Origin of the sequence: Mesorhizobium sp. LjRoot246, assembly GCF_964254115.1 — a bacterium.
GTDB lineage: Bacteria > Pseudomonadota > Alphaproteobacteria > Rhizobiales > Rhizobiaceae > Mesorhizobium.
The window spans coordinates 3495197-3508187 of record NZ_CAXUSN020000001.1; the positions used below are offsets into that span (position 1 = coordinate 3495197).

Annotated in this window: 12 protein-coding genes; 5 read left to right on the forward strand and 7 right to left on the reverse strand. The window is 63.8% G+C overall.

Annotated elements, in window-relative coordinates; all coding sequences use genetic code 11:
• Positions 1 to 14: 14 nt before the first annotated feature.
• A complete protein-coding gene (locus ACSQ3L_RS16895; RefSeq protein ID WP_436163465.1) occupies positions 15 to 557 on the reverse strand; it encodes a helix-turn-helix domain-containing protein in 543 nt (180 codons plus the stop codon).
• 225 nt (positions 558 to 782) lie between these two features.
• Here ACSQ3L_RS16895 and ACSQ3L_RS16900 point away from each other — a divergent pair, with 225 nt between their 5' ends.
• The gene (locus ACSQ3L_RS16900; RefSeq protein ID WP_436160990.1) at positions 783 to 1487 is read left to right on the forward strand and encodes a nitroreductase; all 705 of its coding nucleotides are present in this window, start codon (positions 783 to 785) and stop codon (positions 1485 to 1487) included.
• Positions 1488 to 1562: 75 nt separating this feature from the next.
• Here the strand turns inward: ACSQ3L_RS16900 and ACSQ3L_RS16905 are convergent, their stop codons facing one another.
• Together ACSQ3L_RS16905 and ACSQ3L_RS16910 are read right to left on the reverse strand one after the other, a co-directional pair.
• Entirely contained in the window at positions 1563 to 3005 is a 1443-nt protein-coding gene (locus ACSQ3L_RS16905) for an MFS transporter (protein ID WP_436160991.1), read from the reverse strand.
• A gap of 167 nt (positions 3006 to 3172) precedes the next feature.
• Positions 3173 to 4069, reverse strand: coding sequence for a LysR family transcriptional regulator (locus ACSQ3L_RS16910; RefSeq protein WP_436160992.1), 897 nt, complete (start codon positions 4067 to 4069; stop codon positions 3173 to 3175).
• Positions 4070 to 4155: 86 nt separating this feature from the next.
• Between ACSQ3L_RS16910 and ACSQ3L_RS16915 the strand changes: the two genes are divergently transcribed.
• Complete coding sequence (locus tag ACSQ3L_RS16915; RefSeq protein ID WP_436160993.1) at positions 4156 to 4665, forward strand: DMT family transporter; 510 nt, start codon at positions 4156 to 4158, stop codon at positions 4663 to 4665.
• Complete coding sequence (locus ACSQ3L_RS16920) at positions 4662 to 5072, forward strand: VOC family protein (RefSeq protein ID WP_436160994.1); 411 nt, start codon at positions 4662 to 4664, stop codon at positions 5070 to 5072. Before ACSQ3L_RS16915 ends, ACSQ3L_RS16920 begins: the two co-directional genes overlap by 4 nt.
• An 18-nt stretch (positions 5073 to 5090) precedes the next feature.
• On the opposite strand, the gene ACSQ3L_RS16925 is transcribed toward ACSQ3L_RS16920, so the two are convergent.
• The 4 genes from ACSQ3L_RS16925 to ACSQ3L_RS16940 are packed head-to-tail and all read right to left on the reverse strand — an operon-like array spanning position 5091 to position 10249.
• Positions 5091 to 5678 (reverse strand): sarcosine oxidase subunit gamma, encoded by a 588-nt coding sequence (locus tag ACSQ3L_RS16925; protein WP_436160995.1) that lies wholly within the window; start codon positions 5676 to 5678, stop codon positions 5091 to 5093.
• On the reverse strand, positions 5671 to 8664 hold the full coding sequence (locus ACSQ3L_RS16930) for a sarcosine oxidase subunit alpha (RefSeq protein WP_436160996.1): 2994 nt from the start codon (positions 8662 to 8664) through the stop codon (positions 5671 to 5673). Before ACSQ3L_RS16930 ends, ACSQ3L_RS16925 begins: the two co-directional genes overlap by 8 nt.
• Positions 8661 to 8972, reverse strand: a complete 312-nt coding sequence (locus tag ACSQ3L_RS16935; protein ID WP_436160997.1) for a sarcosine oxidase subunit delta — start codon at positions 8970 to 8972, stop codon at positions 8661 to 8663. The genes ACSQ3L_RS16930 and ACSQ3L_RS16935 overlap by 4 nt, the downstream gene beginning before the upstream one ends.
• A 17-nt stretch (positions 8973 to 8989) precedes the next feature.
• The gene (locus ACSQ3L_RS16940) at positions 8990 to 10249 is read right to left on the reverse strand and encodes a sarcosine oxidase subunit beta (RefSeq protein WP_436160998.1); all 1260 of its coding nucleotides are present in this window, start codon (positions 10247 to 10249) and stop codon (positions 8990 to 8992) included.
• A gap of 47 nt (positions 10250 to 10296) precedes the next feature.
• Between ACSQ3L_RS16940 and ACSQ3L_RS16945 the strand changes: the two genes are divergently transcribed.
• On the forward strand, positions 10297 to 10425 hold the full coding sequence (locus tag ACSQ3L_RS16945) for a hypothetical protein (RefSeq protein ID WP_436160999.1): 129 nt from the start codon (positions 10297 to 10299) through the stop codon (positions 10423 to 10425).
• 14 nt (positions 10426 to 10439) lie between these two features.
• Positions 10440 to 12926 carry a mechanosensitive ion channel domain-containing protein gene (locus tag ACSQ3L_RS16950; RefSeq protein WP_436161000.1) on the forward strand — a complete coding sequence of 829 codons (2487 nt, stop codon included), beginning with the start codon at positions 10440 to 10442 and terminating at the stop codon, positions 12924 to 12926.
• Positions 12927 to 12991: the final 65 nt, after the last annotated feature.

The window sequence follows — 12991 nt, forward strand, 5'->3', positions numbered from 1 at the left end:
TCCAAAACTTTAACTCAATAGACGGGTGGCGAAACCACCCAGATGATGACAGCAGGCTCGGTGCCTGGATTGCGCCAGCGGTAAGGCTTGCCTTCGAAACGAAAGGAATCGCCTTCGCCAAGCCGATGCCAGACACCCGCGATCTCGATGTCGAACAGTCCGGACGCGACGTATCCGGCTTCCTCGGTCGGCCGCTGCGCCTCGGCCTTCAGTTCCGCGCCCGGCGCGAAGACCGAACGCACCATCTCGAAGCTACCGCCGAGATCGGGCGACAGAAGCTCCTCCACCAGGCCGGATTCGCTTGTGCCAAGCGTGCGGCGCCGGCCGGCGCGCACAACCACGCCGCGCTCGCTTTCGACAGGCACGTCATGGCTGAAGAACAGGCTGATCGGCACGCCGAACAGCTCGGCGAAGGCCCTGAGGTCGCCGAGCGATGGCGTCGACAGGCCGCGCTCGACCTGGCTGACCCAGCCGACCGAACGGCCAAGCTTCATGCCGATCTCGGCGAGTGTCAGCCCGCGCGCCCTGCGTAAGGCTCTGATATCGCCGGCCAGCACGCGTTCGTCAGGTCCCTGCAATGTTCTTGCGGTAGGCGAAAGCAAAACGTTCACTTCATGAAAAATTGCGGTCAAATTTCATGAGAAATCAACCTCATGAAAAAATCAAGCGGATTTTCACGGATGCACAAGATTTGCTTGCGCCATTTTGACGGTTCATGCAAAGGCTCCGCCGAGAGCGGCGAGTGGGGACGTCCGATCGAGACGAGGGGTAAAGGACGGCCCATGCTGGAAAACAACATCCGAATTGCGGACGATGCCGAGATTGTCGACGAGGCGATCTTGTCGCGCCGCTCGGTACGCGCATTTCTGCCCGACATGGTCGACGACGACACGATCCGCGCCATTCTGGCGGTCGCAGCGCGGGCTCCGTCCGGCACCAACATGCAGCCATGGAAGGTCTATGTCACCAAGGGCGAGACCAAACGGCAGATCACCGACGCCATTCTCAATTCAGGCATTCGCGCCGAAAAGGCCGACTGGGATGAGTACCGCTATTACCCCACACAGTTCTTCGAGCCGTATCTCACCCGCCGCCGCGCCAACGGCTTCGGCCTCTATGGCGCGCTCGGCATCGGTCGCCGCGAGGTCGACAAGATGCGCGCCCAGCACGACCGCAACTTCGTCTTCTTCGACGCGCCCATCGGCATGATCTTCACCATCGACCGCCGGCTCAACCAGGGCTCATGGATCGACTACGGCATGTTCCTGCAGAACATCATGGTCGCAGCTAGAGGCAGGGGTCTGCACACCTGTCCACAGGCAGCCTTCGCGCCCTATCACCGGCAGATCCGGCCGGTGCTCGACATTCCCGACGAGGAGATCGTCGTCTGCGGCATGGCGCTAGGCTATGAAGACACGTCAAAACCTGAAAACGCCTTCCGCACCGACCGCGTGCCGCTGGAGGAGTGGGTGACGTTCAGCGAGTAGGTCGGCCTGCCGGCTGACTTTTCCCTTGTGCATGTCGTTGTCCTAAAACCGCTACACACTTTTGGGCGACATGCACTATTCGGTGTTCATATGGGCACCATGGCCGCTGACATGGGCGCCATCCTGCGGTGTCAGCTTGAGGTAGGCGAGCAGCGCGCACAGCGTGATGACGCCCTCGATCACGAACAGGATGCGGAAATCGTCGGCGATGGCTGGGCCGCCGCCGGCCAGAAATGACAGTGCTGCCGCGGCCAGACCGACGCTGATAGCCACCGCCAGCTGCCACAAGATGTAATAGAGCGCGCTGAAACGGGCGAGCTGCTCGGGCGCGATGTCGGAATAGGCGAGGTTGCCGGTCGAGGCCCATTGCGCGGAGCGGAAGACGCCGAAAACGAAGATGTAGGCAAGCACGATCCACACCGGGGTGGTCGCTTGCACCAGGGCGAAGCCAGCGACCAGGACGGCGACGATCGGCGTGTTGTAGACCAGCACGCGGCGGAAGCCGAAACGGTTGAGGACATGCGGCATGAAGAACCGCATCGCCACCGAGCCGACCGCCGCGACGAAGGTCAGCGACCCCGCCTGCACCGCGCTCATGCCGAAGCCGAGCTGGAACATCAGCGGCAGCAGGAAGACGACGGAGCTGAGGCCGATCGTGTCCAGCCCGCCGCCGGTGAGGAACGAAATGCGGAAGGTGCGGATGCGTAAGAGCTTGAGATCGAGCAGCGGATTGCGCACGCGCAGGCAGTAGAACGAGGCGACGGTCAAGATGACGAGCGCCAGCGCCAGTTCGCCGGCAATGATACCGCCCGTCGCATCCTTGGCGGCCAGCGAATCCATGCCGAAGACCAGCAGCACCATGCCGCCGCCGACCAACAGGAAGCCCGGAAAGTCGAACGGCGTGCGTACCGGCTTGGTCATCGTTGGAAACAGCGAGGCGGCAAGAATTGCCGCTGCCAGTGCGAACGGCACGTTGATGAAGAAGATCCAGCGCCAGGAAATGTAGGTGGTCAGCGCGCCGCCGACGAGCGGGCCGACCAGCGGGCCGGACTGGCCGGCCAGCGAGACATACATGTTGATCTTGAGCGTGCGGCTGCGCGGGAAGGTCGACAGGATGACGACCTGGCCGAGCGTGCCCATCAAGGCGCCGCCAAAGCCTTGCAGCGCACGGGCGCCGACCAGCGTCCAGATGTTGTCAGACAGCCCGCAGAGCGCCGACGAGGCGGCGAACACCAGCAAGGCAAAACAGTAGACGTTGCGCAGGCCGAAGCGGTCGGCGGCCCAACCACCAAGCGGCATCGAGATGATCAGGCTGGCGACGTAGACGGTGATCAGCAGGCCGAGTTGGCTGGGCGGACGGCCGAGACTTTCGCCGATGCCGGGCAGCGCCGTGACCACGACATTCTGGTCGAGGCTGGTCATGAACACCCCGCAGGCGACCGTCAGCGGCAGCAGGAGCAAGGCTCTGGCCGGCACATCGGCGCGATCCGTGGCGCCGGCGGATAGTTCAGCGGTCATGGAGATGTTCGAACCAAACGAATGTGCCGACTCTTGAAGAAGGGATTTTCTTATCCCTTGGGCCGGCTAGGCGGCCATCTCTCCACAATGGGCGCACGCGGGAGGATTCTCTAGCGGCAGAACCGGCTGGCGTTGATGCCAGAACACATTGTGCGCCGCCGGACCATTCAACCGTCAAGCAGGTGCTGAAGCTGCGACCGCAGCCATTGGTGTGCCGGGTCGCCGTCCCGGCGCTTGTGCCAGATCTGCGTGAACTCAAAGGCCGGAATCTCGAAGGGAGAGGCGAACACGCAAAGCCCGTTGTCCGGCGCCGGCAGGATCCGGCTGGCGACGGTCAGCACGAGGTCGGTGCCGGCGATCAGGCTCGGCGCCACGCCCCAATGCGGGATGACGAGGCAGAGCCGCCGCTTGTGACCCAGTTCGGCCAAGGCCTTGTCGACTTCGCTCTGACGCTCGGGCCGCAAATCGACCAGTGCGTGCGGCCGGCCCAGATAGGTCGCCAGATCCATCGTCTTCTTGCCGCCGAGGCTTGCCGCATCGGCGAGACAGGCAAAGCGCTCGTCGAACAGTCGATGCGAGCGCATGGATCGATCCAGGTCAGGAAAGACGCCGAAGGCAAGATCGATCTCGCCGTCGACGATTTGCGAAACCATCACCTCGCGGCTCGCCTGGCTGACCAAGAGGTCGACATGCGGCGCCCGCGCCCGCAAGAGCGGCAGCAAGGCCGGCAGGATGACGGCGGCGCCATAGTCCGACATGGCGAGCCGAAACGTTCGGCGCTCGGTCGCCGGATCGAAGCCGGCCGGTGCCAGGAGGTGCCGCATGCGGTCGAGCGCCTCGGTGAGTGCCGGCGCGATTTCCATGGCGCGTGCCGTCGGCTCGAGGCCACCCGCCCGCCTGACCAGCAGCGGGTCATCGAGAAGGTGGCGCAATCGGGCGAGCGCATGGCTGACAGCGGGCTGGCTCTTCTTCAGTCGCAGTGCCGCCCGCGAGACGTGGCGTTCGGCAAGCAAGGCCTCCAGCACGACGAGGAGGTTGAGATCGATACCAGCGAGATTATTCATCTCATGCATATTATGTGTGAGATGATCGAATTTCCATATGCAAACGTGATGACCTAACTGGGCTTGATCGATATGGAGACAATCGCATGCCCAGTTTTTCTCTTCTTGTCGCCGCTTTGCTGGCAGGGGCCGCCGTGCCCTTCCAGGCAGGGGCGAACGCCATGCTTGGCCGCCTGCTTGGCCATCCGCTCTGGGCGACCTTCGTCTCGCTGGGTGTCAGCGTCGTGCTGATCGTCCCGGTCATGATAGCCTTCAGGCTGCCTGTTCCTTCCGTCGGGATGGCGCTCAAAGGTCCGTGGTGGATCTGGATCGGCGGCGCGGCAGGCGTGGTCTACATCACCGCCGCACTGCTGCTGGCGCCGAGGCTCGGTGCCGCGAGCTTCATCGTTGCCGTCATTGCCGGCCAGATGGTCGCCTCGCTGGTCATCGATCATTTCGCCTTGATGAGCTTTGCCCATCGGCCGGTGAATATTGCCCGCTTCGCAGGACTTGCGTTCATCATAGCCGGGCTCGTCGTGACGCAATGGGCAAGCACCATTGCCTCACAGACAGCCCAGCCCGGTTCGCATCCGACCCAAAAAGGAGACGCCCAATGAAACCTCATCTCGTCCTGCGCCTCGCGCGGCCAACCAACGATCTCGCCGCGGTCACCCGCTTCTATCGGGATGGTCTCGGTCTCCAGGAACTGTTTCGCTTCAGCGGCCATGACGGCTTCGACGGCGTCATGCTCGGGCAGCCCGGTGACGCCTATCATTTCGAATTCACCCACGCCCATGGCCACGACGCCGGCAGGGCGCCGACAGCGGACAATCTGGTCGTCTTCTACATGCCGGATCGCGACGCCTGGGAAGCCGCCGTGCAGCGCATGAAGGATCATGGCTATGCCACGGTGCCGTCCTTCAATCCCTATTGGGACAGGCAAGGGGTCACCTTCGAGGATTGCGATGGCTATCGCGTCGTCCTGGAGAACGCCGACTGGCACGCCGTCGCGCAGCAGGCCTAGCTGGCCGACAGGGCGGGCCTATTGCACCTCGTAGCCGACTTCTTCGCTGGCGTGACAAAGCGCCTTCCAGAACGAGCGTGCAAACGAGCGGAAGACATAGATGTCGAACTGGTCGGCGCCGGTGCGCTGGATCTGGGCGAAGACGTCGTGATGGGTGGTCGAACGGCCGGCGCCGACGGGAAAGGCCGGCAGCGCGAAATCGATGGCGAAGAATTTCGCCAGCACCCATTCGGCCTTCGGCCCGGCAATGCGAATGGCGGTGCGGCCGTGCGAGAGGTCGGTGATCGTGCCGATGGTCGGGGTGACGACCTTGGCAAAGGCCGCGGCCAGTTCTTCGGCCTCGTCGGCAACGGTGAACTTTCCCGGCGCGAAGCCGAACACCGATTTCACGCCGTCGGTCAAGCCGCCGCCGGCGCCATCAGGCAGCGCAAGCCCGGTGACGGTGCGGATGGCCGCGATCAGCTTCTTCTCCTCGCCGGGCCAGGCGGCGAGCTGCACGATCGAGCCCGGCCTTGTCTCGGTCAGGATGATTTCGACACCATGTTCGAAATTGCCATGCGAGCCGACGTGGAATTCCGGTTCGAGTGGGGATTGGCGCTCAACCATGCATGCGGCTCCCGTCCGGATCGAAGAAGTGGTTGGAGACGATCTCGACCGGCCCGAACCGGTTGCGCAAGGGATCGGAGACATGGGCGCGCGTGCCCCGCCGTGCCTTGCCGCCCTTGACCAGCGCCAGCGCGATATGCTTGCCGAGCGCCGGCGAATAGCAGCAGGCGGTGATGTGGCCGATCGAGCCGTGCGGATTGGCTTCGTCAACCTCTTCGACAATATGCGCGCCGCCGTTGAGCGGCCGGTTGTCGAGCGAAATCAGGCCGACCAGTTCCAGCCGGTCCGACGCGATCAGGCCTTCGCGGTCCATCATCGCCGAGCCGATGAACGGCTTCTTCTTCGACAGCATCCAGTCGAGATGCAAGTCGCGCGCCGTGGTGCGGCCGTCGATCTCGGCGCCGGTGACATGGCCCTTTTCGATGCGCATCGTGCCCAGCGCCTCGAGCCCGTAGGTGACCAGCCCGAACGGTTTGCCGGCTTCAACAAGCGCTTCCCAGACATGCGTGCCATGGCCGGCGCCGCAATAGACCTCGAACGCCATTTCGCCGGAGAAGGACAGCCGGCAGATCATCACCGGCACGCCTGATATCTCGCCACGCACGATGCCCATGAAGGGCAAGGTGGCGTTGTCGACAGCGGTGCCGATGACGCAAGAGGCGAGGATCTGCCTGGCCTTCGGCCCGCCGATCGCAGCCCCCGCCCATTCGTCGGTCACCGAGGTTACGTGCACCTTGAGGTCCGGCCAGATCACGTCGAGGAAATATTCCAGATGCTGCATCACCTTGCCGGCATTGGCCGTGGTGGTGGTCATCAGGAAATCCTGCTCGCCGAGCCGCCAGGTGGTGCCGTCGTCGAAGGCGAGGCCGTCTTCGCGCAGCATCAACCCATAGCGGGCCTTGCCGACGGCGAGCGTCGAAAACATGTTGGTGTAGACGCGGTCGAGGAATAGGGCGGCGTCGGGTCCTTGCACGGCAATCTTGCCCAGCGTCGAGACATCGACGATGCCGGCGCTTTCGCGCGTTGCCTTGGCTTCGCGCACATAGGCCTGTTCGACCGTCTCGCCGGCATGACCGTAGATCATCGGCCGGTACCAGAGGCCGGCGGAATACATCGTCGCGCCATGGGCCAGATGCCAGTCGTGCATCGGCGTCAGCCGTTCGGGCTTGAGGTCGCCAAAACGTTCCGCAGCCAGCGAGCCGATCGACACTGGCGCAAAGGGCGGCCGGAAGCGCGTCGTGCCGACCTCGGGGATCGGTTTGCCCAGCGCTTCGGCCATAATGGCAAGGCCAGGCACGTTGGAGCTTTTTCCCTGGTCGGTCGCCATGCCGAGCGTGGTGTAGCGCTTCAGATGCTCGACCGAGACAAAGCCTTCGCGATGCGCCAGCCGCACGTCCTCTGCGGTGACGTCGTGCTGAAAATCGACAAAGCTCTTGCCCTTGGCCCTGATTTCGAACACCGGGGCTGGATCGGGATCGCCGGGTACGGCTTCGACGGTCGGCAGCACAGCAGGCGCGCTCTGCCCGCCCGCGGCGGCCAGGCCGGCGGCGCGGCCCTCGGCGAGCGCTTCGGTGGTGGAAAAGCTGCCGGTGAAGGCACCGGCACCAATCCATTTCTGTGTCGGCTTCGGCGGCAGGAAAGCTTGCCGCGCGGCGTTCCATTCCGCTTTGGCGCCGGCTTGGCTGGCCAGATGGATGGTCGGCGACCAGCCGCCGGACATCAGCAGGCAATCGGCATGGATGCTGCGCGCATCGCCGGTAAGCGTGCCATTGGTCATGTCGAAGCGTTGCAGCTTGAGACCGGACAGTGCCTTGCCGCCTTCGGTGGCGACGACGGCATGGCCGGCGAAGATCTCTGCCTCGGCCTCCGCGGCCAGCTTGCGCATCTCCGGCGAAAGCTCCGGCCTGACATCGGCGATCGCGACGACCGCGGCCCCGGCCTTCTTCAAGGCGACGGCGGCGCGATAGGCGCTGTCATTGTTGGTGAACAGTGCGATTCGCTCGCCTGGCAGCACACCGAACTCGTTGGCATAGCGCTCGGCGGCATGCGCCAGCATCACGCCTGGCCGGTCATTGCCGGGGAAGACCAGCGGGCGCTCAAAGGCACCGGTGGCCAGGACCACGGATTTGGCGCGGATCGCCCAGTAGCGATGGCGCGGTTCGCCCTTGGCTGGCTGCTCCTTGTGGTCGCTGACCCGTTCGAGCGCGGCAAGCGTGTTGTTGTCGTAATAGCCCCACACCGTGGTGCGTGGCAAAAGCCGGACATTGTCACGGCCTTCGAGTTGGGCGACGGTGCGGCGCGCCCAATCGGCGGCCGGCGCCCCATCGATGGTTTCATCAGACCAGTTGGCCGAGCCGCCGAAGCGCGGCTCGAGATCGGCCAGCATGACGCGGGCGCCCTGATCGGCGGCGGCCTTGGCTGCCATCAGCCCGGCCGGGCCGGAGCCGACCACCAGCACGTCGCAAAAGGCGTTCATGCGCTCGTAACGGGCCGGGTCCTTCGCCGATCCGGCGCTGCCGAGGCCGGCGGCGCGACGGATGAAATGCTCGCAGAACATCCAGAAGCGCGTGCCTTTGAGCGGACCGAACACTGGTCCCATGAAGGTCTTGTAGTAGAAGCCGGCCGACAGGATCTTGCCGCCGAGCTGGTTGACGGCGTTGACGTCCCAGGCGAGCGAGGGGAAGCGGTTCTGGCTGATAGCCACCAGCCCGTCATGAATCTCGACCATGGTCGCCGGAATGTTGGGTTCGCGAACCTCGCCCTTCAGCACCGTCACCAGGGCGTTGGGTTCCTCGACGCCTGCCGTCAGCAGGCCGCGCGGGCGATGGTATTTGAACGAGCGACCAAAGAGGGTGACGCCCTTGGCCAGCAGCGCTGACGCCAGCGTGTCGCCGGCATGGCCGGTGTAGGGCGCGCCATCGAAGGTGAAGCGGATGGTTTTCAGCCGGTCGATGCGGCCGCCGGCGTCGGCGCGGCGCGGGCTCATGCCTTGCCCTCCGCCTTGCGGCGCGCGGCCGAACCATGATCGCCGCGCCCATGATCACCGCGCATAAAGGCAACGCTGGAAATCTCATGCGTCAGCGTGTTGCGCACGACCTTGAGATGCGCGCGACAGCCGCCGGAATGCTGCCAGATCTCGTTGTGATCGCCGGCCGGGTTCAGCCGGTCATAGACATAAGCGTTCCACGCCTCGAAATTCTGCGAAGCGGGGTCGGGACGCTCGCGGTTGCCGTCACCTTGATAGGTGAACTCGATGACGTCGCGCGGGCCGCAATAAGGGCAAGTGATCAACATTGAACTCTACCTAATGCCTAATGCAGCCGCGGGTTTGCACCCTGGCCCTTGTCGTCGATCACCAGGCCGCGGTGGAAGCGGTCGAGCGTGAAGGGGGCGTTGAAATCGTGCGGCTGGTCCTTGGCGATGGTCCAGGCAAAGCACCAGCCGGAAGCCGGCGTCGCCTTGAAGCCGCCATAGCACCAGCCGCAGTTGAGATACATGCCGGGCAGCGGGCCGGTGGTGATGATCGGCGAGCCGTCCATCGACATGTCGCAGACGCCGCCCCAGGAGCGCAGCATGCGCACGCGGGCAAGGCCGGGAAACAGCGCCAGCATCTCGCTCATCACCTCGTCGACGATAGGCAAATTGCCGCGCTGGGCATAGCTGTTGTAGCCGTCGATGTCGCCGCCATAGATGAGGCCGCCCTTGTCCGACTGCGACATGTAGAAATGGCCCATGCCGAAGGTGACGACGGTGTCGATGAAGGGTTTCAGCGATTCGGTGACGAAGGCCTGCAGCACATGGCTCTCGATCGGCATCGTCTCGATGCCGGCCAGTTGCATGACGCGTCCAGTGCTGCCGGCGACCGCAACGGCCACCTTCTTGGCGCGGATGTCGCCGCGCGACGTGGTGACGCCTAATATGCGGTCGCCGTCGCGCAGGAAGCCGGTGACCTCGCAATTCTCGATGATGTCGACGCCGCGCCGGTCGGCGCCTCGCGCATAGCCCCAGGCCACCGCATCGTGGCGGGCGGTGCCGGCGCGCCTTTGCATCAGGCCGCCGACCACCGGAAAGCGTGCGCTGTCGGAAATGTCGAGCGCCGGGATCAGGCGTTTGATTTGCGCAGGCGTCATCAGTTCGGCATCGACGCCGAGATGGCGCATGGCATTGCCGCGCCTGGCATAGTCGTCGAACTGGGCCGGCGTGTGCGCCAGATTCAGGCAGCCGCGCTGCGAGAACATGACGTTGTAGTTGAGTTCGTGCGACAGGTTCTCCCACAGCTTCATCGAATGTTCGTAGAAGCGGGTGTTGGCCGGCAGCAGATAGTTGGAACGCACGGCCGTCGTGTTGCGGCCGACATTGCCGGAGCCGAGCCAGCCCTTCTCCAGCACGGCGACATTGGTGATGCCATGTTCCTTGGCGAGGTAGTAAGCGGTGGCCAGCCCATGACCGCCGCCGCCGATGATGATGACATCATAGGACGCCTTCGGGTCCGGCTTGCGCCAGGCCGGTTTCCAGTCCTTGTTTCCCTTGAGCGCGTTCGCGAGCAGCGAAAAGGCCGAGTACTCTGCCATCATTGTCATCCGGTTCGGGCGATGCGGCAGACTATAGAGCAGGCCGCATGCGCAAGGCCAGTATTGCGCCATTGCCTTTCGACTGGCCGACGCCCGCGATCGGATGCGACGGCTTGCCCCATGATATGGCCGCCTTTATCAAGGACAGGCTTTCAAACTACTTTTTGCGCCGGTGAGTCTCCAACAAACCATGCTTTTCCGATTGCTTCGTCTCATTTTGATCCTCACGCTTGTCGTCTTGGCGCCGCTGTCGTTCGACGCGGCGGCACAAGGGCTTGGCCAGGCGCCCGCCGGGCTGGTCGCCGACCAGCAGAAGATCATCCAGGCGCTGACGACCAAGACCGACAATTTCGAAAAGCAGATCCAGCAGGACGCCGAGGAGGATAGCAGCCTTGTCGATATCCGGCTGCAGCTCGAGGAACTGTCGCGGCAATCGCTGACCAGCGCGCTGGCCTTCCGCACGCGTCTTGGCGAAATCAACAGCCGGCTTGAACAGATCGGGCCTGCACCCGCCGCCGACCAGCCGCCGGAGCCCGACATCGTCAGCGGCGAACGCCAGGCGCTGGTGTCGGAAAAGGCGGAGATCAACGCCGTCATCTCGCAGGCTCAGTCGCTTTCGATCCGCATCAGCGGGCTGATCGACAAGATCGGCAACATGCGCAGCGAGCTGTTCCGCAATGTGCTCACCAAGCGCTACGTGCTGTCCGACGCGCTCAGCCCGCAGGTTTTTTCCGACGCGAGGGACGAGTTCAGCAATTTCTACAAGGCAGTGTCGTCCTGGCTGAGCTTCGCTTTCAAGTTCAAGTTCCAGGCCATCCTCGCGGCTACCTTCGTGGCGCTCGGGCTGGCGTTGGTGCTACTGGTCGGCGGCAGGCGCCTGTTCGGGCGTGTGTTCGAAGCCGACCCTGCCAACGAGGACCCGTCCTATCTCAGCCGCCTGTCGGTGGCCTTCTGGTCGACCTTGCTGCCGACGCTGGCGGTCGGTGTGTTCCTGGCCTCAACGGTGTTCTTTTTCAACTATTACAATGTGTTGCGCGGCGACATCGGCCTCTTCCTGAATGCGCTCGCGGCCGTTATCGGGGTGGTGTTCTGCGTCAACCGGCTGACCAACGCGGCGCTCGAGCCGCGGCTGCCGAATTGGCGTCTTATCCCCGTCGAGACGGGTCCGGCGCGCTGGCTGGTGCGGCTGACGACCGCCATGGCCGTGGTCATCGGCGTCAACTATTTCCTGTCGGTGATCAACGACAAGATGGGCTCGCCGTTGTCGCTGACCATCGCCCGCAGTTTCGGCGCCACCATCATCGTCGGCGTCATCCTGATCCTGATGGCGATGCTGAGGCCGTTCAAGGCGCGTGACGGAAGCTGGCGGCCGTGGCCGGCATGGCTGCGCTATACAGCGCTTGCGCTCGGTCTTTTCACCATCATCGCGGCGCTGCTCGGTTACATCGGCCTTGCTCTGTTCGTTTCGCTGCAGGTTGTCGTGACTGGCACTGTGCTCATCACCGCCTATATCGGCTTCCTGTCGGCGCAGGCGATCGGCGAGGAGGGTGCTTTCGCCAACACGACCGTCGGGCGCTGGCTGTCGGGCAATTCCAGCTACGAGGATACGGCCCTCGACCAGCTCGGCCTTGTCGTCAGCGTCGCCATCAATGTGATGATCGTGCTGGTGTTCCTGCCGCTGATCCTGCTGATGTGGGGTTTCCAGCCCGGCGATATCCAGGCTTGGGCCTACAAGCTCGCAACCGGCATCAATATCGGTTCGGTGACGATTTCGGTCACCGGCATCCTCTCCGGCATCGTCGTCTTCATCATCGGCTATTTCCTGACGCGCTGGTTCCAGGGCTGGCTCGACGGTTCGGTGATGGCGCGCGGCAAGGTCGATACCGGAGTGCGCAACTCGATCCGGCTGGCGGTCGGCTATGCCGGCGTGGCACTGGCGGCACTCGTCGGCATATCGGCGGCGGGCATCGATCTCTCCAGCCTGGCACTGGTCGCCGGTGCTCTTTCCCTCGGTATCGGCTTTGGCCTGCAGAATGTGGTGTCCAATTTCGTCTCCGGCCTGATCCTTCTGGCCGAGCGGCCCTTCAAGGTCGGCGACTGGATCGTCGCCGGCGATGTCAGCGGCACCGTCAAGAAGATCAGCGTGCGCGCCACCGAGATCGAGACCTTCCAGCGGCAGTCGGTGATTCTGCCCAATTCGAACCTGATCAACAACGCCGTCGGCAACTGGACGCACCGCAACAAGCTTGGCCGCATCGACATCAAGGTCGGCGTTGCCTATGGCAGCGACGTCAAGCAGGTCCATGCCGTCCTGCTGGAGATCGCACGCGGCCACCCGATGGTGCTGAAGAACCCCGAACCCTTCGTGCTGTTCTCCAATTTCGGCCCTGCCGCCCTCGAATTCGAGATCCGGGTGTTCCTGGCCGATGTCATGAATGGCAACATCGCGCAGAACGACATCCGTTTTGCCGTCATCGAAAGATTCAGCGGCGAACACATCGAGATTCCCTCGACGCCGCGCGCGGTGGTCGAGGCCCACAAGCCCAAGGCCTGGCCGACCGACGACGACAAGATCGAGGCCGACTTCGCCGAACAGGAGTTGATAAAGGCCGAAGCCGAGGTTGAGAAGAAACGGCTGGCCAAGTCCCGCAAAACCAGGAAGCCCGATCCGGACTAGGCTCGGAATCCCCAGCCTCAAATCCCGCCGAAACCAATTGCGGCATGAATGCGGCATTCAGTTGC